Raw genomic sequence first — 16,009 nt, 5'->3', positions numbered from 1 at the left:
TCGCTGAGAACGTGCCGAGGTTGGAAAATCAGGAATTTTCGATGCTCGCGGAGCGCGAGCCGATATCAACGTGAAGCGCGGAAGAGAACAACGTGCGCTTTCGAATCCGGCGGCACGAACCGTTTCAATCGATCTCAGCCTTCTTCGCGCGCCAACCGCTCGGCCAGCGCTTCGATTTCCGAATCGGCGAATACTTCGATAGCGTTCGTGCGCAGCAAGGCCGCCGTCACCCCTGCCCCGGCGTGGCGCTGCCCGGAAAAACTGCCGTCGTAGATGAATCCGCTCCCACACGAGGGACTGCCATCGATCAGCAAGGCGAAGCGGCAGTCGTGCTCGCGCGCGGCAGCCAGCGCCGCCTGCGCACCAGCCACGAACAACGCCGAAACATCCGCACCGGAAAGATCGACCACCTGCGCGCCGCCCGCCAGCACATCGGCGCCTTGCCGCGCGAATGCGATCTCAGCCGCCGGCCGCGGCACGCCAAATCCGCCCATCAGCTCCGGGCACACCGAGACGATGCGCCCTTCGCGCTGCCATGCGTCGAGCAGCGGATGCGCCAGCGTCTTCGCCGCGCCGTTGTATCGAACCGGGCTGCCGAGCAGACACGCGCTGACTAGAATTTTGTGAATCATCGAAATGGAAGGAGACGGCGAGAAGACGATGAAAAAGCGCCAGCCGCGCGTTATTCGTCTTTCGCGGCGCGCAGAAACGCTTCGGAGAGTTTATCGAAGTGGCGCAGCGCGGCGGGCGTGAGTTCGACCTGTTTGCGGCGCGCGTCCTCGGTATCGCCCAGACGCACCCAGCCTTTCCCGCGCATCGAAGTCAGACGCGCATGCAGCGTGGCCGGCGAACCCAGTTCGCTTTTGGCCATGATGTCCCGCACCGAAAGACGCTCGTTCGTCTGCGCAACGCGCGCCACGCATTCGAGGATGCGTTGCTCGAGCGGATCGAGCGCCGGCAGCGTGGGCAGACCTCGCAGCGCGTCTGCCAATTGCAGAAAACGGAAGTAGATATCAGCAGGGCGCGTCATGGTGGGAAATTCGCCTATCGTCGACTGCTCGGACATTCCCAACACGTCGTGCGCAAGGGAATGCGATGCATTTTACCGCGCCGATAAACCCATAACCGCTTTCGCTCCGGCGATCTGGCGCCGATCTCCCGCAGGCTTTCTTCTAATTGTGTCTATTCGATGAAACCAGGCTCGCGCGCTTCACAACGATCGGCCGCGAGGCGCGAGTAAGGCGTTGCGGCCTGCTCGCCTTCGAGCATCCGCGCAATGCGTTCGTAAAGCGTGAACCAGTCGACGGCCAGCACGGGCACGGTGATATCGCCGCGCGCCCGATAGGCAAGAAAGCGCATCCAGCTATCGAGAAAAACGCCCTGCCCGGGCATCAGCAGACACGGTGGACGCGCCACGCGCGGATAGTGCAAACGGGTTTCGCCGATCGCGGCGTCCAGATTCTCGCCCTCACCGAGTTCGCAATGAGCGCGCACTGCCTCGTCGACGAGCGTCATGGGCAGTTCGACGTACGCCACGCGCACATCGCTTACAACGTGCCGGGCGGTGCTCCCGGCAATGTCTCCCGCAGCACCTCCCGCAAACACGCGCTGGGCGATGACCGCGCGCGCCTGGGGCGGCAGCGCGCCAAGCGGCATGGCGCCATGAAACAGCGCTTCACGGAATAACGGATAACGGACCAACCAGATATCGGATGAAGCCATACGACAATCCGGGCGATCGCGGCGCGCCAGAACGATACACAGGCGCGCCGCGTCGCTGCGGTGCTCTCTCAGGTTCTATTGTTATAAAAAATATAACGTCAAATTGTTAAATCTACAAGAGGCATAAAAGGAAATCGATTAGAGCGTCGATACGCCAGGTTTCGATGCCCCAAACGCCATCCCGCGCATGCGAATTTAACAAAACATCCAAGCTGAATATTTTTCGATTTTTTTTCGTCGCACGCGATTTATTTTCGGAACCATCCTATCGAAAGCTATTCGTAAACTCACTTCCCCCGCCGACCTGGAGTCTGAAACGATGAACCCTCCGAAACGCTTCCTGCTCGCCAACCTCGCGTGGTCCAGCGAAATAGCGGCCCGAGAACCGGACTTCTTTACCCAACTCGCACAGGGCCAGCAGCCGCGCGTACTCTGGATCGGTTGTTCGGACAGCCGCGTGCCCGCCGAGCGCATCATCAACGCCCGGCCGGGCGAACTGTTCGTACACCGTAATATTGCCAACCTGTTCGCCGCCGATGACGCCAACGCCTCCAGCGTGGTCGAATACGCCGTGCATGCACTCGAAGTCGAACACATCATCGTGTGCGGCCATCACCATTGCGGCGGCGTGCGCGCCGCGCTTTCGGCGCCCTCGCCCGCGCTGCCGCTCGTGAACCGCCGCATCGCCGGGCTGCGCGAACTGGCCGCGCGACATCGCGCGGAACTCGACGCCATCGGCGACATGGATGCACGCGTCGACCGTCTCGCCGAACTCAATGTGATCGAGCAGGTCGCGCGCCTCGAAGCCTCGCCGATCCTGCGCGACGCCAAACGCCGGCCGCAAGTGCACGGCTGGGTTTTCGGCCTGCGCGAAGGCCGGCTGCTGCAACTGCACGACGCGCACAACGCCGCCGTCGCCGCCTGAAAGACCTTTGGACCGAACTCCCCACTCTGGAATTTCCATGCCGAAATCTCGTTCCATCGACTTCGCGACCCTGCGCAGCGATCTGTTCGCTGGCATCGTGGTCTTTCTCGTCGCGCTGCCGCTGTGTCTCGGCATCGCCACGGCGTCCGGCGTCGAGCCGTTCGCCGGCCTGCTGTCCGGCATCGTCGGCGGCCTTGTGGTGGCGCTGCTCAGCGGTTCGCATCTGAGCGTGAGCGGCCCGGCCGCCGGTCTCGTCGTGATCGTGGTGTCCGCCATCGGCACGCTCGGCAGTTTTTCGGCGTTTCTGTGCGCGGTGCTGCTCGCGGGCTCGCTGCAAGTCGTGTTCGGTCTGCTGCGCGCCGGGCAACTGGCGAGCTTCGTGCCGGTGCCCGTCATCAAGGGCATGCTGGCATCGATTGGCTTGCTGCTGATCGTCAAACAGGTGCCGCTGGCGATGGGTGTCGGCGCGCACGCCGCTTCCACCACCGCTTCTACCACCCACGCTTCCGCCGCGATCGATACTGCGTTCGGCCCGGTGCTTGTGCCCGCACTCGTGCTCGCCGTCGTTTCCGTCGCCTTGCTGTTCGCATGGGAATCGCCGCGTGCGAAACGCTTTGCGCTGGTGCGCGCGGTGCCCGGACCGCTCGCCGTGGTCGCGCTGGGTATCGGCGTGACGGTTCTGCTCGACGCCTTCGCGCCCGCATTTGCGCTGCCGGTCGAGCAACGCGTCGCGCTGGATTCGCTCGCCTCGTTCGATGCGCTGGCAGGCGCACTCGCGCTGCCGGATTTCACCCAGTTCGTCGATGCCGATGTCTGGCGCGTTGCGCTCACGCTCGCCGTGGTCGCGAGCCTGGAAACGCTGCTGAGCCTCGAAGCCGTCGAGCAGATGGACCCGCAACGCCGCCGCGCCTCGCCCGACCGCGAACTCAAGGCGCAGGGCGTCGGCAATATGATCGCCGGCGCGCTGGGCGGCCTGCCGATCACAGCGGTGATCGTGCGTAGCTCCGCGAACCTCAACGCGGGCGCACGCACGCGGTTTTCCGCCTTCGTGCATGGAGTGCTGCTGCTCGTGAGCGTATTCGCGCTCACGAGCGTGCTGAACCTGATCCCGTTGGCCTGCCTCGCGGCGATCCTGATCCAGACCGGCTACAAGCTCGCGAAGCCCGCGCTGTTCGTGGCGATGATGCGCGAAGGCGTGGAGCGCCTGATTCCTTTCATCGCTACCATCGTGGGCGTGCTGATGACCGATCTGTTGATCGGCATCGGAATCGGCATTACCGTCAGCATGCTGCTGGCGATGCGCGCCAATCTCGACGATACCTTCGCGCTCGCCGAACATGACGACCACTACCTGCTGTCATTTCGTAAGGATGCCTCATTTCTTGCGAAGCCTATGCTGATGCGCTGCCTCGCACGCATTCCCGATCGCGCGACCGTATTGATCGACGCCGAGCGCGCCGATTTCGTCGACCGGGATATCCGCGAAACGCTCGACCGCTTTATCGCCGATGCGCCGCGTCGCCAGATCACCGTGGAGCGCATGCAGTGGCCGCGTCTCGATACGTCGGCGAAACGCCGCCTGCCGTGGGCACGCCAGGCGCGTCCGACTTAAGTCAAGTACGGACGAAAAAAAAGCGCGCCCAAGGCGCGCATGAACGATCGCTGCACTTCTCCGGCGCCACCGTGGCCTGCTACCGTGGCGCCGGAACCCTGCCGCTACATCAATTGAAATTCTCACGCAGCCATTTCTTGTTCAGTTTGCCCACGCTGGTTTTCTCCAGTGCGTCGACGAACTTCACCACTTCCGGCACCGCATACTTCGAGATCTTGCCGGTCTCGACGAATTGCATCACGTGCGTGCGAATATCCTCGGCGCTGACCGGTGCGTCGCGCTCCTCGCGCAGCACGATCACAGCAGCAGGACGCTCGCCCCATTTCTCGCTCTTGATGCCGATCACCGCCACTTCGGCCACGGCCGGATGCTGCGAAATCAGGCTTTCGATATCGAGCGACGACACCCATTCACCGCCGGTCTTGATCACGTCCTTGATACGATCCGTTATCTGCAGATAGCCGTCCGTGCCAATACGCGCCACGTCCTGCGTGTGCAGATAACCGCCTTCCCACAGCACCTTCGATGCTTCCGGATTGTGCAGATACCCTTGCGTGAGCCACGGCGCGCGCACCACCACTTCGCCGCTCGCCACGCCGTCATGCGGCACGTCGCGCATTTCGGTATCGACGATACGCAGATCGACAAGCGGAATCGGCAAGCCCGTACGGCAACGCAGACTCACTTCTTCGTCCAGGCTGCGCGGTTCGCGCGACGGCATCAACTGCGCGAGCGTGAGCACCGGGCACGTTTCGGACATGCCATAGCCCGTGAAAATGTCGATGCCGCGTTCGAGCGCCGCGCGCGCTAGACCATGCGGCAGCGCGCCGCCGCCGATCACCACCTTCCACTTGCTGAAATCAGCCGTTTTGGCCTGCGGGCAGCTCAGCAGCATATGCAGGATCGTGCCGACGCAATGCGAGTAAGTCACGCCTTCGTCGCGCAGCAACTCCACGATACGATCCGGCACATAACGGCCCGGATACACCTGCTTCACGCCCATCAACGTGGCGATATACGGCATGCCCCACGCGTGCACGTGGAACATCGGCGTAAGCGGCATATAGACGTCGCCGCGATGCACGCGCTGGCCGCTCTCCGGACTCGTGAGCGCCGCCATCACCGTGATGGTGTGCAAAACCAGTTGCCGATGCGAGAAATACACGCCCTTCGGCAGACCGGTCGTGCCGGTCGTGTAGAAAGTGGTGGCGCGCGTGTTTTCGTCGAAGTCGGGGAAATCGAAATGCGTGCCGCTGGATGCGAGCAAACGCTCGTATTCGTCGGCGAATTCGATACCCGGCTGCGGCGTCACGTTGCCTTCATCGTCGATCAGAATGAAGGTGTGCACACGCGGCAGCTTTTCGCGGATCGCATCCAGCACCGGCAGAAAATCTGCATGCACCAGCACGACTTCGGCACGAGCATGATCGATCGTATAGGCAATCTCGGCCTGCGAAAGACGGATGTTTACGGTCTGCAGCACCGCCCCCATCATTGGCACTGCGAAGTAACACTCCAGGTAACGGTGGCTGTCCCAATCCATCACCGCCACCGTCGTGCCCTTCTTCACGCCCAGCCCTTGCAGGCCATTCGCGAGGCGCGCGATACGCTCGAACATCTGCGCATAAGTGATGCGCACCTTGCCGCGATAGACGATCTCCTGGTCGCGCGCATGCGACAGCGGCGTCTGCAGGAGGCGTTTGATCAGCAGCGGATAGGCATAGGCCGACGACGCGTCCTCGTTCACATCATCCGCGTCGTTCGCTTGAATCGCCTCGTGTTGCATGTGTGTCTCCAGTCTCGTGCCGTACAACGCTAACCGATTTAGCGCAGATTCTCGAAAATCGCTGCAATACCCTGACCGCCGCCGATACACATCGCCACCAGCGCATAGCGACCATTCACGCGTTGCAGTTCATGCAGCGCCTTCACCGTGATGAGCGTACCCGTCGCGCCGATCGGATGGCCCAGCGAAATCCCCGAACCGTTCGGATTCACTTTGGCCGGATCGAGGCCGAGTTCCTGCGTCACGGCGCAGGCTTGCGCTGCGAACGCTTCGTTCGATTCGATCACGTCGAGGTCTTCGATACGCAGACCAGCACGCTCCAGCGCAATGCGCGTGGCCGGCACAGGGCCGATGCCCATATGCAGCGGATCGACGCCCGCATGCGCGTAGGCCACGAGGCGCGCCATCGGCGCAATGCCGCGCTGCTCGGCGGCTTCGCGCGACATCAGCAGCACAGCGGCGGCAGCGTCGTTGATACCCGACGCATTGCCCGCCGTGACCGTGCCGTTTTCCTTCGCGAACACCGGCTTGAGCTTCGAAAAATCTTCAATCGTTGCGTCGGTGCGCAGATGCTCGTCGGTATCGAAGACGACTTCGCGGCCTTTCACCGTGCGCTTGACCGGCACGATCTGGCCAGCAAAACGGCCTTCGGCAATCGCCTGCGCCGCGCGGCGATGCGATTCGAGCGCCAGCGCATCCTGACGCTCGCGCGAGATATCGAACTTGCGCGCGACGTTTTCGGCTGTCACGCCCATCGGCACCGTATGGAACGGATCGTTGAGCGCGCCGAGCATCATGTCGACCAGACGCACATCGCCCATGCGTGCACCAAAACGCGCATCGGGCGTGATATAGGGCGCGCGGCTCATGTTCTCGGCACCCGCGCCGATCGCGACACCGGCGTCGCCCAGCATGATGGTCTGCGCGGCCGATACGATCGCCTGCAGGCCCGAACCGCACAGACGGTTCACGTTGAAAGCGGGCGTCGATTCCGGGATGCCCGCGTCGATGGCCGCCACGCGCGAGAGATACAGATCCTTCGGCTCCGTCGCGATCACATTGCCGAACACCACATGGCCCACGTCTTCGGGCTTCACTTCGCTGCGTGCGAGCAGTTCGCGCAGCACCAGAGCGCCCAGTTCAGTCGGCGCCATGTCCTTCAGGCTGCCGCCGAACTTACCGATGGCGGTCCGTACACCGCCGACGACTACGACTTCCTTGCTCATATGCACTCCTCGTTCGATGGTCCCCGCGCCTGAGCGCGGCGGGCATTACATGTTCGGATAGTTGGGACCGCCGCCGCCTTCGGGCGTGACCCAGACAATGTTCTGCGTCGGATCTTTGATATCGCAGGTTTTGCAGTGCACGCAGTTCTGCGCGTTGATCTGCAAACGGTCTGCGTCCGCATCGTCCTTCACAAATTCATAAACGCCTGCCGGGCAGAAACGCGCTTCCGGTCCGGCGTAAGTCGTGAGATTGATGCCGACCGGCACATTCGCGTCTTTGAGCGTCAAATGCGCGGGCTGATTCTCTTCGTGATTCGTGTTCGAAATAAACACCGAAGAAAGCCGGTCGAATGTGAGCTTGCCGTCAGGTTTAGGATAGACGATCGGTTTGCATTGCGACGCGGGCTTGAGCGTCTCGTGGTCGCGATGCTGATGATGCAGCGTCCAGGGCACCTTGCCGCCCAGCACCTTCTGTTCGAGACCGACCATCAGCGTGCCAAGGTACAAGCCCTTGCTCAGCCACTGCTTAAAATTACGGGCCTTATGCAGTTCTTCATGCAGCCACGACTGCTTGAACGCTTGCGGGTAAGCAGTCAGTTCATCGCTTTGACGGCCCGCCTGCACTGCTTCGAATGCCGCTTCGGCTGCCAGCATGCCAGACTTGATTGCCGCGTGGCTGCCCTTGATACGCGAGACATTCAGGAAACCCGCATCGTCGCCCACCAGCGCGCCGCCGGGGAAAACCAGCTTCGGCAGCGACATCAGACCGCCCGCCGTAATCGCGCGCGCGCCATACGAAACACGCTTGCCGCCTTCCAGATACTTGCGGATCGCCGGATGCGTCTTGTAACGCTGGAATTCCTCGAACGGCGACAAATACGGATTTGTATACGCCAACCCGACGATAAAACCCACCATCACCTGGTTGTTTTCCGTGTGATAGAGATACGAGCCGCCATAGGTATCGTTTTCCAGCGGCCAACCGGCGGTATGCACGACGAGCCCCGGTTGATGCTTCGCAGGATCGATCTCCCAAAGCTCCTTGATGCCGATGCCATACACCTGCGGATCGGCGTCCTTGCCAAGCTTGAACGCCTCATTCAGTTGACGACCCAGATGCCCGCGCGCGCCTTCGCAAAACAGCGTGTATTTCGCGTGCAATTCCATGCCGAGCTGGAAATTCTCGGTCGGCTCGCCATCTTTGCCGATGCCCATATTGCCGGTGGCCACGCCTTTCACCGAGCCATCGTCGTGATAGAGAATTTCCGCGGCCGGAAAGCCCGGGAAAATCTCAACGCCCAGCGCTTCGGCCTGCTGACCCAGCCAGCGCGTCACATTCGCGAGGCTGATGACGTAATTGCCGTGATTCTTGAAGTTATCGGGCAGCGCCCAGTTCGGCACCGATTTCGCGCCGCTCTCCGAAAGGAACAAAAACTTGTCCTCGGCTACCGGCACATTCAGCGGCGCGCCCTGCTCTTTCCAGTCGGGAAAGAGTTCGGTGATCGCGCGCGGGTCCATGACAGCGCCCGACAGAATATGCGCGCCAATCTCCGAGCCTTTTTCCAGCACGCACACGCCGATTTCGGCGCCTTTTTCCGCGGCCAGTTGCTTCAGGCGAATCGCCGCCGACAAACCCGCAGGCCCGCCGCCGACGATCACCACGTCATATTCCATCGATTCGCGCGGACCGTACTGCGCAATCAATTCGTTTACGTTGTTCGCATTCATACTGCGTCTCCCCCATCTTCCGGCGCGGCGTCTGTGGCCGCCGCGCCGGGCAAATCAGAACATCAGAACTGGTCTTCGGCGAGTGCGAGGATGCCTTGATCGCCGCGCGCAGTCAGCACTGCCGTCGCGAGAGCGCCCGCCTGCGAGAGCACGTGTTCGCCGTAGAACTGCGCGATGGCGATCTTCGCGCCGTAGAACGCGGGATCGTCGGCGAGATTGCGCTGCGCCGCCAGCAAGGCGCGCGCCATCTGCCAGCCGCACAGCACGATGCCCGCGAGCTTCAGATACGGCACGCTGCCGCCGAACACCGCGTTCGGATCGCGCTTGACGTTTTCCAGCACGAAGTCGATCACGCGCGACAGCGCCTGCACGCCGAATTCCAGTTGCGCGCGCAACGATGCCGCGGCGGCACCTTCAGCCTGACCGAGCGCTTCGATGGTTTGCGCCACCTCGTCGAGCAGCGCCTTTGCCACCGCACCGCCGTCACGCGCCGTCTTGCGGCCGATCAGATCGTTCGCCTGAATCGCCGTGGTGCCTTCGTAGATCGCGAGAATGCGCGCGTCGCGATAGTGTTGCGCCGCGCCGGTTTCCTCGATGAAACCCATGCCGCCATGCACCTGCACGCCCAGGCTCGTGACGTCGTTGGCCATCTCCGTGCTCCAGCCCTTGACGATCGGCACGAGGAATTCGTAGATCGCCTGATGACGCGCACGCACGGCTTCATCGGCGTGACGGTGGGCGATATCGGCGTGACCGGCCGCTACGTAGGCGAGCGCGCGGGCGCCTTCGGTCATCGAGCGCATGGTCGCAAGCATGCGGCGCACGTCGGGGTGATGCACGATCGTCACCGACTGCTTCGCCGAACCGTCGACCGGGCGGCTCTGCACACGCTCCTTCGCATAACCCACAGCCTGCTGATACGCGCGCTCGGCGATCGCCACGCCTTGCGTGCCCACGCCGAAGCGCGCCGCGTTCATCATGATGAACATGTATTCGAGGCCGCGATTTTGTTCGCCGATCAGATAGCCGATCGCGCCACCGTTATCGCCGTACTGGAGCACCGCGGTCGGGCTCGCCTTGATGCCGAGCTTGTGTTCGATCGACACGCAATGCACGTCGTTGCGCGCGCCCAGCGTGCCGTCTTCGTTGATCAGGAACTTCGGCACGATAAAGAGCGAGATGCCCTTCACGCCTTCGGGTGCATTCGGCACGCGCGCCAGCACGAGATGGACGATGTTATCGGCCATGTCGTGTTCGCCCCAGGTAATGAAGATCTTGGTGCCGAACACCTTGTACGAACCGTCGGCCTGCGGCTCGGCGCGCGAGCGCACCAGCGCGAGATCGGAGCCGGCTTGCGGCTCGGTCAGATTCATCGTGCCGGTCCATTCGCCCGAAATCAGCTTCGGCACATAGCGCTGCTTCTGTTCTTCCGTGCCGGCCGTGAGAAGCGCTTCGATCGCGCCGTCGGTCAGCAGCGGGCACAGCGCGAACGAGAGGTTCGCCGCGTTGGTCATTTCGTTGCAAGGCGTGCCGATCAGCTTGGGCAGACCCTGGCCGCCGTATTCGACCGGATGTTGCAAACCTTGCCAACCGCCCTCGGCAAATTGCTCGAACGCGGCCTTGAAGCCCGGCGTGGCCGTGACTTCGCCGTCGCGCCAGCTGCTGGGCGCGCGGTCGCCTTCCACGTTCAGCGGCGCGATGACTTCGCCACAGAGCTTCGCCGCTTCCTCGAGCACCGCCTGGGCGGTTTCGAAGCCGGCATCGTCGTAGCCGGGCAGCGCAGCGACAGCGTCGATGCCAGCCAGCTCTTTCAATACGAACAGCATGTCCTTGACGGGGGCAGTAAAGCTCATGGCGAACCTTTCAATCACGCGGTAGATCGGGGAAGCCCTGCCAGCAGCCGGTTATCCGGTTGCAGCTGCGCGGCATAAGCGCAGCGACAGGGGCAATGTCCGACCCATCGTAGCGGCAAAGGCGCGCAGATGGACTGTCCAAACCGGCCCATCTAGTGACAAATCTGGCCACACTCTGCCTGAAGAACGCGTGTTTAAAAGGGTGACCAGGGTTCATCCTGGTGTGTTTGCCGCCTGCCCCACCCAGATGAGGGGGTGCGCGTCAATCGCGGCCGCGATAGGTGCCGGGCGTGCTGCCGGTCCAGTGACGGAACGCGCGGTGAAAGGCGCTGGGGTCGTCGAAGCCGATATCGGCGCCAATGGCCGCGATGGTGTCCTGCGTATCGGTCAGGCGCTGGATCGCCACGTCGCGGCGCAGTTCGTCCTTGAGCGCCTGGAACGAGGTGTCTTCGGCGGCCAGTCTGCGGCAGAGTGTGCGCACCGAGCAATGCAGATGATCGGAAGCGGCTTCGATGGTCGGCATTTCCGGCAGCGTGCTGGCCAGATATTGACGCACCTGATGGCTGACCAGTTGCTCGCTGAACGATTCGAAAATCCAGTCGCCGGGCGAGCGCGCGAGAAACTGGCGCAGATTGCGCTTGCTCTGCCGGATCGGCATGTCCAGATAGGCGGCGCTGAAGCGGAACAACGCCGTTTCACAACCGAAGCGCACCGGCCCGGAAAAGAAGTAGCGATGATCGTGCGCGTGCGCCGGCCGCTCGCAGGCCAGATCGACTTGCAGAAACGGAATCTTCTGGCCGATCAGCCAGGACGACACACCATGCGCGAGCTTGAGCATCAGTTCCTGACCGAGCGGGCTGAGCGCGCCAAAGGCCGGATGCGGGCGCAGTTCCACCTGGGCCAGCAATTCGCTGCGTCGCGATTCGAGCCGGAAATCGTCGAGAACGATATGGAAAAACTGGCCAAAGCGATGCAGCGCCGTTTCCAGATTGCGCGCATCGAGCAGGCTCAAACAGAGAAACTTCAGCGTGCCACTGCGAAACGGACGACTGAAAACGCCCGGCATTTCGTCGTCGATCTCGATCGCCAGCATGCGGTAGAGCGTGGAGAACTGCTCCTCGGTCACGCGTGCGCCGGGTTCGTCCAGCAGCTCGCCGGGAATGCCCGCCTCCTCCAGATAGCGCTCGACGACTTCGGGCTGCGCGCGCGCAGCCGCGAGAAAACCTGCAACGAGCGAGATCGGAACGGTAGAGCCGGGAAGTTGCATGCCTGAGAAAGCCCGGCGGATACCGTGGCGAAAGCGTTCGGTTGGGCGCGTAGGCGCGACATCGAATCATACGCCGGAGTGGGGCCGGAACCGAATGCGGGGAGGCACGACCTCAACCTTACTCGCGCACAACTTCTGGTAAACACCCGTAACATATTAGCGCTCAAGGCCTGCTCTTACACGGCCGTAATCCGGATCAGGGGTATTTATCGCGCTCGCCAGCGGCGCCGCACCATTTCAAGGACCGGAATCCATGCAGATCCAGCCAACCAGCGCGGCCACTTACGCCACCGCGACGACCAGCACCAGTACTGCCGGGGCCAATAGCAACGCCAGCACCACGGGCAACACGAGCGCATCGAATTCGACCGCGAGCACCAGCAGCACCAGCAGCACGAACAGCACGGACACGAGCGGCACGTCCAGCAGCAGTTCGACTTCGTCGGGCACGTCTACGACATCGACGTCGAGCGCGAAAAAATCGGGCGGCGGTGGAGGCGGAGGTGGCGGCGGTTCGTCATCGTCGACGAGCGATGCGACCACGACCGCCATCGACAAGCTCAAGGCGCTGATCAAGTCACTCGAAGCGCAACTGGCGCAGGTGCAGAATTCGGGCGGATCGTCGTCGGCGGCAACGTCGGGGGCTTCGCAATCGGGCACGTCAGGTTCGTCGGACGGCAGCCAGACCGGCAACGCGGCCGCGACCACGGCGAAATCGGACGCCTCGGCGCAGCAGAGCGCGAAGCTCTCGCAGGCCAGCCAGATCGAATCGTCGCTGCAGACCGCGGAGGCCGAACTCGTGCAATTGATGCTGGCCAGCGGTCAAACCACTGGCCTGATCTCGACCACCGCGTAAGGCAAAGGAAAAGGTAGCGGGCGCCGCTCAGCGCCCCGCACCGCGCACGCCAACGTACACTGAATAAACCGACGACGTCGCGGTAATAAACAGCCGGTTGCGGTTCAGCCCGCCGAACGTGAGGTTCGACACCACTTCCGGCAGCAGGATCTTGCCCAGCAGTTCGCCCTGCGGCGAATAGCAGTGCACGCCGTCTTCGGCGCTGGTCCAGACGTTGCCGTGCTCGTCCACGCGAAAACCGTCCGGCACGCCGTTCGTCATCTCGATGAACACGCGGCCATTGCGCAGCGCGCCGCGCTCGACGTCGAACACGCGGATATGGTGCGGGCCGCCTTCCACGTGCGACGCCCCCGAATCGGCGATATACAGCCGCGACTCGTCCGGCGAAAACGCCAGCCCATTCGGCTTCACGAAATCGTCGGCGACACGGCGCGCTTCGCGTTCTCCGCTCGCAAGCGCATAGACGTGACAGCCGCCGATTTCCCCTTCGGCCCGAAACCCTTCGTAGTCGCTCATGATCCCGTAGTCGGGGTCCGAGAACCAAATCGTGCCCTGTGTATCGACGATCAGGTCGTTCGGCGAATTAAAGCGCTTGCCCTCGTAGTGCGATACCAGCACGACCACGCTGCCGTCATGCTCGGTGCGCGAAATGCAGCGCCGCCCATGCTCGCAACTCACGAGCCGCCCTTCGTTATCGCGCGTATTGCCGTTGCTGAAATTGGCGTTGACGCGAAACACGCCCGCGCCCAGACCGGGCGCCCAGCGCATCAGGCGATTGTTCGGAATGTCGCTCCACACGAGCATGTCCGCCGCCGGAAAATACGCCGGCCCCTCGGTCCAAAGGCAATCGCCGGCGATCTTTTCCAGCGGCGCGTTCGCCTGAATCAGCGAGCGAAAGCGCGCATCGTGCACTTCGTAGTCGTGGCGATTCATGCGCGCTTCTTTTCCGCCCAAGGGAGTTCATCTTCCACATAGACCTTGACGATGGCGTGAAACGACGCGTCGCCCGAAAAGCCCAGCTTCTTCGCGCGCGTGACGTTCCAGCTCGACGGCCAGCTACTGACGATGCGCTCGATCACGTCGTCCGGCACCCACTCCACGCGGCCGACCGCCTTCGAGCCGCCGAACTTGCTCAGCTCCTCGATCATTTCGTCGACGGTCGTCGAAACGCCCGGCAGGTTGACGATGCGTCGCGTACCCAGCACCTCGCCTTCCATTTCGCTGGCCGTCACGAGGCATTGCACCGCCTTGCGCGGCGACAGCAGCCAGATGCTGGTCGATCCGCTCACGGGGCACACGGCGGTCTCGCCGTTGAGCGCCTCGCGCACAATGCCGCTCGCAAACGACGACGCCGCGCCGCTCGGACGCCCCGGCCGCACCGCGACAGTCGGCAGACGCAGCACGCGCCCATCGACAAAATCGCGCCGCGAATAATCGCCGATCAGCAGTTCGGCCATCGCCTTCTGCACGCCGTACGAAGATTGCGGATCGAGCGCCGTATCGTCCTGCACTTCTTCGGGCAGATTGCCGCCATACACGGCCACCGAGCTCGTGAACACCAGACGCGGACGGTGCCCGCGCGCGCGGCACACTTCGAGCAGCGCGCGCGTGCCGTCGATATTGATGCGCATGCCCAGATCGAATTCGGCTTCCGCTTCGGCGCTGAGAATGGCGGCCAGATGGAAGATCACGGCGGTATCCGTGTCGATCAGGCGCTCCAGCACCGCGCGATCCGCCACATCGCCGGTTTCGACGCGCACGCGCGCATCGTCAGGTACCGGCGAGGCCGCCGGCGTGGTGTCGAGCAGCACCAGCTCGGTAATCGGCTCGGGCGTGCCGCCACTGCCCTGCAATGTCTTGCGCAACGCGCCGCGCGCGAGCAGATCGCGCGCAAGACGTTGACCCAGAAACCCCGCACCACCGGTAATCAGCACTTTCATGTTCGATTGCTCCGTTCATGCCTGTGGGAAAGCGACAACTGGTTATGGCCCTGCGCGACGACGCCCGGCGACGGGCGTTTAGCCACGCGCGGGCAGATAAGGCCGGACCCAGTCGAGTCCCGCCGACGCCGTCGTGCGCGGACGATACTCGCAGCCGATCCAGCCGTTATAGCCAAGCGCGTCGATGCGCTCGAACAACCAGGGATAGTTGAGCTCGCCACGATCGGGCTCGTGACGTTCGGGCACGCCCGCGATCTGGATATGGCCGATGTTCGCCATATCGCGTTCGAGCTTCACGCTGAGATCGCCTTCGACGATCTGGCAGTGATAGCAGTCGAACTGCACCTGAAGGTTGGGCGCGCCGATGGCCTTGCAGATGGCCTGCGCGTCGTCCTGACGGTTGAGCAGATAGCCGGGCATGTCGCGCGGGTTGATCGGCTCGATCAGGATCGTGACGTCTTCGGCCTGAGCGGCCTGCGCCGCGAACGCGAGATTCTTCAGATACGTTTCGCGTTGCGCGGCGCGAGTGTCCGGCGATGCGACGATGCCCGCCATCACATGCAACTTGCGATTGCCGAGCACGCGCACGTAGCCCAGCGCGGTGTCGATGCCGCGGCGGAATTCGTCCTCGCGGCCCGGCAGCGACGCGATCCCGCGCTCGCCGCTCGCCCAGTCTCCGGGCGGCGCGTTGAACAGCACCTGCGCAAGACCCGCATCGTCGAGACGCGCCTTCAGTTCTGCGGGCGTGTGCTCGTAGGGAAACAGATATTCGACGGCCTCGAAACCGTCACGCGCCGCCGCCTCGAAGCGGTCCAGAAAAGCGTGCTCGGTATGCATCATCGAAAGATTGGCGGCAAAGCGAGGCATCGAACACTCCAGGAACAAGCGTAATTACGCAGTATCGGTAGAAAAACATTCTAAAAGCGCCTCCTGACACAAGCATCCGCGATAACCCTGAGACCGGTAACACGCATGCGCCTGCGCCGAGCTTCAGCACTTTCTCCCCGTTCATCCTACAAGAACCAGCTCCGCGCCTTACATGACATGTAATATGGAGGTCCGCCCGCGCGTGCGCCGCGCATTCAGTCCATTCG

Annotated in this window: 14 protein-coding genes; 3 read left to right on the top strand and 11 right to left on the bottom strand. The window is 62.9% G+C overall.

Annotated elements, in window-relative coordinates:
* Positions 1 to 134: 134 nt before the first annotated feature.
* The 3 genes from U5A67_RS28330 to U5A67_RS28320 form a co-directional block, all read right to left on the bottom strand.
* Positions 135 to 632 (bottom strand): DUF523 domain-containing protein, encoded by a 498-nt coding sequence (locus U5A67_RS28330; RefSeq protein WP_321816879.1) that lies wholly within the window; start codon positions 630 to 632, stop codon positions 135 to 137.
* Between the two features lie 50 nt (positions 633 to 682).
* A complete protein-coding gene (locus U5A67_RS28325; protein WP_321816878.1) occupies positions 683 to 1,030 on the bottom strand; it encodes a winged helix-turn-helix domain-containing protein in 348 nt (115 codons plus the stop codon).
* 152 nt (positions 1,031 to 1,182) lie between these two features.
* A complete protein-coding gene (locus U5A67_RS28320; protein WP_321816877.1) occupies positions 1,183 to 1,722 on the bottom strand; it encodes a hypothetical protein in 540 nt (179 codons plus the stop codon).
* Between the two features lie 319 nt (positions 1,723 to 2,041).
* Here U5A67_RS28320 and U5A67_RS28315 point away from each other — a divergent pair, with 319 nt between their 5' ends.
* Positions 2,042 to 2,647 (top strand): carbonic anhydrase, encoded by a 606-nt coding sequence (locus tag U5A67_RS28315; protein ID WP_321816876.1) that lies wholly within the window; start codon positions 2,042 to 2,044, stop codon positions 2,645 to 2,647.
* 37 nt (positions 2,648 to 2,684) lie between these two features.
* A complete protein-coding gene (locus tag U5A67_RS28310; RefSeq protein WP_321816875.1) occupies positions 2,685 to 4,259 on the top strand; it encodes a SulP family inorganic anion transporter in 1,575 nt (524 codons plus the stop codon).
* A 109-nt stretch (positions 4,260 to 4,368) separates the two neighbouring features.
* On the opposite strand, the gene U5A67_RS28305 is transcribed toward U5A67_RS28310, so the two are convergent.
* The 5 genes from U5A67_RS28305 to U5A67_RS28285 form a co-directional block, all read right to left on the bottom strand.
* Positions 4,369 to 6,045, bottom strand: a complete 1,677-nt coding sequence (locus U5A67_RS28305; RefSeq protein ID WP_321816874.1) for a fatty acid--CoA ligase — start codon at positions 6,043 to 6,045, stop codon at positions 4,369 to 4,371.
* A 38-nt stretch (positions 6,046 to 6,083) separates the two neighbouring features.
* A complete protein-coding gene (bktB, locus tag U5A67_RS28300) occupies positions 6,084 to 7,271 on the bottom strand; it encodes a beta-ketothiolase BktB (protein WP_321816873.1) in 1,188 nt (395 codons plus the stop codon).
* Positions 7,272 to 7,316: 45 nt separating this feature from the next.
* Positions 7,317 to 8,999, bottom strand: coding sequence for an electron transfer flavoprotein-ubiquinone oxidoreductase (locus U5A67_RS28295; RefSeq protein WP_321816872.1), 1,683 nt, complete (start codon positions 8,997 to 8,999; stop codon positions 7,317 to 7,319).
* Between the two features lie 62 nt (positions 9,000 to 9,061).
* Complete coding sequence (locus tag U5A67_RS28290) at positions 9,062 to 10,852, bottom strand: acyl-CoA dehydrogenase (RefSeq protein WP_321816871.1); 1,791 nt, start codon at positions 10,850 to 10,852, stop codon at positions 9,062 to 9,064.
* A gap of 262 nt (positions 10,853 to 11,114) precedes the next feature.
* Positions 11,115 to 12,119: an AraC family transcriptional regulator gene (locus U5A67_RS28285; protein WP_205985282.1), complete on the bottom strand. Its 1,005-nt coding sequence runs from the start codon at positions 12,117 to 12,119 to the stop codon at positions 11,115 to 11,117.
* 253 nt (positions 12,120 to 12,372) lie between these two features.
* Here U5A67_RS28285 and U5A67_RS28280 point away from each other — a divergent pair, with 253 nt between their 5' ends.
* Positions 12,373 to 12,975: a hypothetical protein gene (locus tag U5A67_RS28280; RefSeq protein ID WP_321816870.1), complete on the top strand. Its 603-nt coding sequence runs from the start codon at positions 12,373 to 12,375 to the stop codon at positions 12,973 to 12,975.
* A gap of 27 nt (positions 12,976 to 13,002) precedes the next feature.
* Here the strand turns inward: U5A67_RS28280 and U5A67_RS28275 are convergent, their stop codons facing one another.
* The 3 genes from U5A67_RS28275 to otnI all read right to left on the bottom strand — a co-directional run bounded on the left by U5A67_RS28275 (position 13,003) and on the right by otnI (position 15,782).
* Positions 13,003 to 13,908, bottom strand: a complete 906-nt coding sequence (locus U5A67_RS28275) for an SMP-30/gluconolactonase/LRE family protein (RefSeq protein WP_321816869.1) — start codon at positions 13,906 to 13,908, stop codon at positions 13,003 to 13,005.
* Complete coding sequence (gene denD, locus U5A67_RS28270) at positions 13,905 to 14,915, bottom strand: D-erythronate dehydrogenase (RefSeq protein ID WP_321816868.1); 1,011 nt, start codon at positions 14,913 to 14,915, stop codon at positions 13,905 to 13,907. Before denD ends, U5A67_RS28275 begins: the two co-directional genes overlap by 4 nt.
* A gap of 78 nt (positions 14,916 to 14,993) precedes the next feature.
* Entirely contained in the window at positions 14,994 to 15,782 is a 789-nt protein-coding gene (otnI, locus tag U5A67_RS28265) for a 2-oxo-tetronate isomerase (protein WP_321816867.1), read from the bottom strand.
* Between the last annotated feature and the right edge of the window lie 227 nt (positions 15,783 to 16,009).

This window comes from Paraburkholderia sp. J69-1 (assembly GCF_905220255.1).
In the GTDB taxonomy this organism is placed as follows: domain Bacteria; phylum Pseudomonadota; class Gammaproteobacteria; order Burkholderiales; family Burkholderiaceae; genus Paraburkholderia.
The sequence above is the reverse complement of the archived record's forward strand: the minus strand, read 5'-3'. Positions and strand labels throughout refer to the sequence as shown.

Excerpts from the sequence above, each read along its gene's own strand:
- U5A67_RS28325 (WP_321816878.1), bottom strand. The coding sequence starts at position 1,030 with ATGACGCGCCCTGCTGATATCTACTTCCGTTTTCTGCAATTGGCAGAC.
- U5A67_RS28280 (WP_321816870.1), top strand. The coding sequence starts at position 12,373 with ATGCAGATCCAGCCAACCAGCGCGGCCACTTACGCCACCGCGACGACC.
- U5A67_RS28285 (WP_205985282.1), bottom strand. The coding sequence starts at position 12,119 with ATGCAACTTCCCGGCTCTACCGTTCCGATCTCGCTCGTTGCAGGTTTT.
- U5A67_RS28310 (WP_321816875.1), top strand. The coding sequence starts at position 2,685 with ATGCCGAAATCTCGTTCCATCGACTTCGCGACCCTGCGCAGCGATCTG.
- denD (WP_321816868.1), bottom strand. The coding sequence starts at position 14,915 with ATGAAAGTGCTGATTACCGGTGGTGCGGGGTTTCTGGGTCAACGTCTT.
- U5A67_RS28315 (WP_321816876.1), top strand. The coding sequence starts at position 2,042 with ATGAACCCTCCGAAACGCTTCCTGCTCGCCAACCTCGCGTGGTCCAGC.
- U5A67_RS28290 (WP_321816871.1), bottom strand. The coding sequence starts at position 10,852 with ATGAGCTTTACTGCCCCCGTCAAGGACATGCTGTTCGTATTGAAAGAG.
- U5A67_RS28330 (WP_321816879.1), bottom strand. The coding sequence starts at position 632 with ATGATTCACAAAATTCTAGTCAGCGCGTGTCTGCTCGGCAGCCCGGTT.
- U5A67_RS28305 (WP_321816874.1), bottom strand. The coding sequence starts at position 6,045 with ATGCAACACGAGGCGATTCAAGCGAACGACGCGGATGATGTGAACGAG.
- U5A67_RS28275 (WP_321816869.1), bottom strand. The coding sequence starts at position 13,908 with ATGAATCGCCACGACTACGAAGTGCACGATGCGCGCTTTCGCTCGCTG.
- bktB (WP_321816873.1), bottom strand. The coding sequence starts at position 7,271 with ATGAGCAAGGAAGTCGTAGTCGTCGGCGGTGTACGGACCGCCATCGGT.
- otnI (WP_321816867.1), bottom strand. The coding sequence starts at position 15,782 with ATGCCTCGCTTTGCCGCCAATCTTTCGATGATGCATACCGAGCACGCT.
- U5A67_RS28295 (WP_321816872.1), bottom strand. The coding sequence starts at position 8,999 with ATGAATGCGAACAACGTAAACGAATTGATTGCGCAGTACGGTCCGCGC.
- U5A67_RS28320 (WP_321816877.1), bottom strand. The coding sequence starts at position 1,722 with ATGGCTTCATCCGATATCTGGTTGGTCCGTTATCCGTTATTCCGTGAA.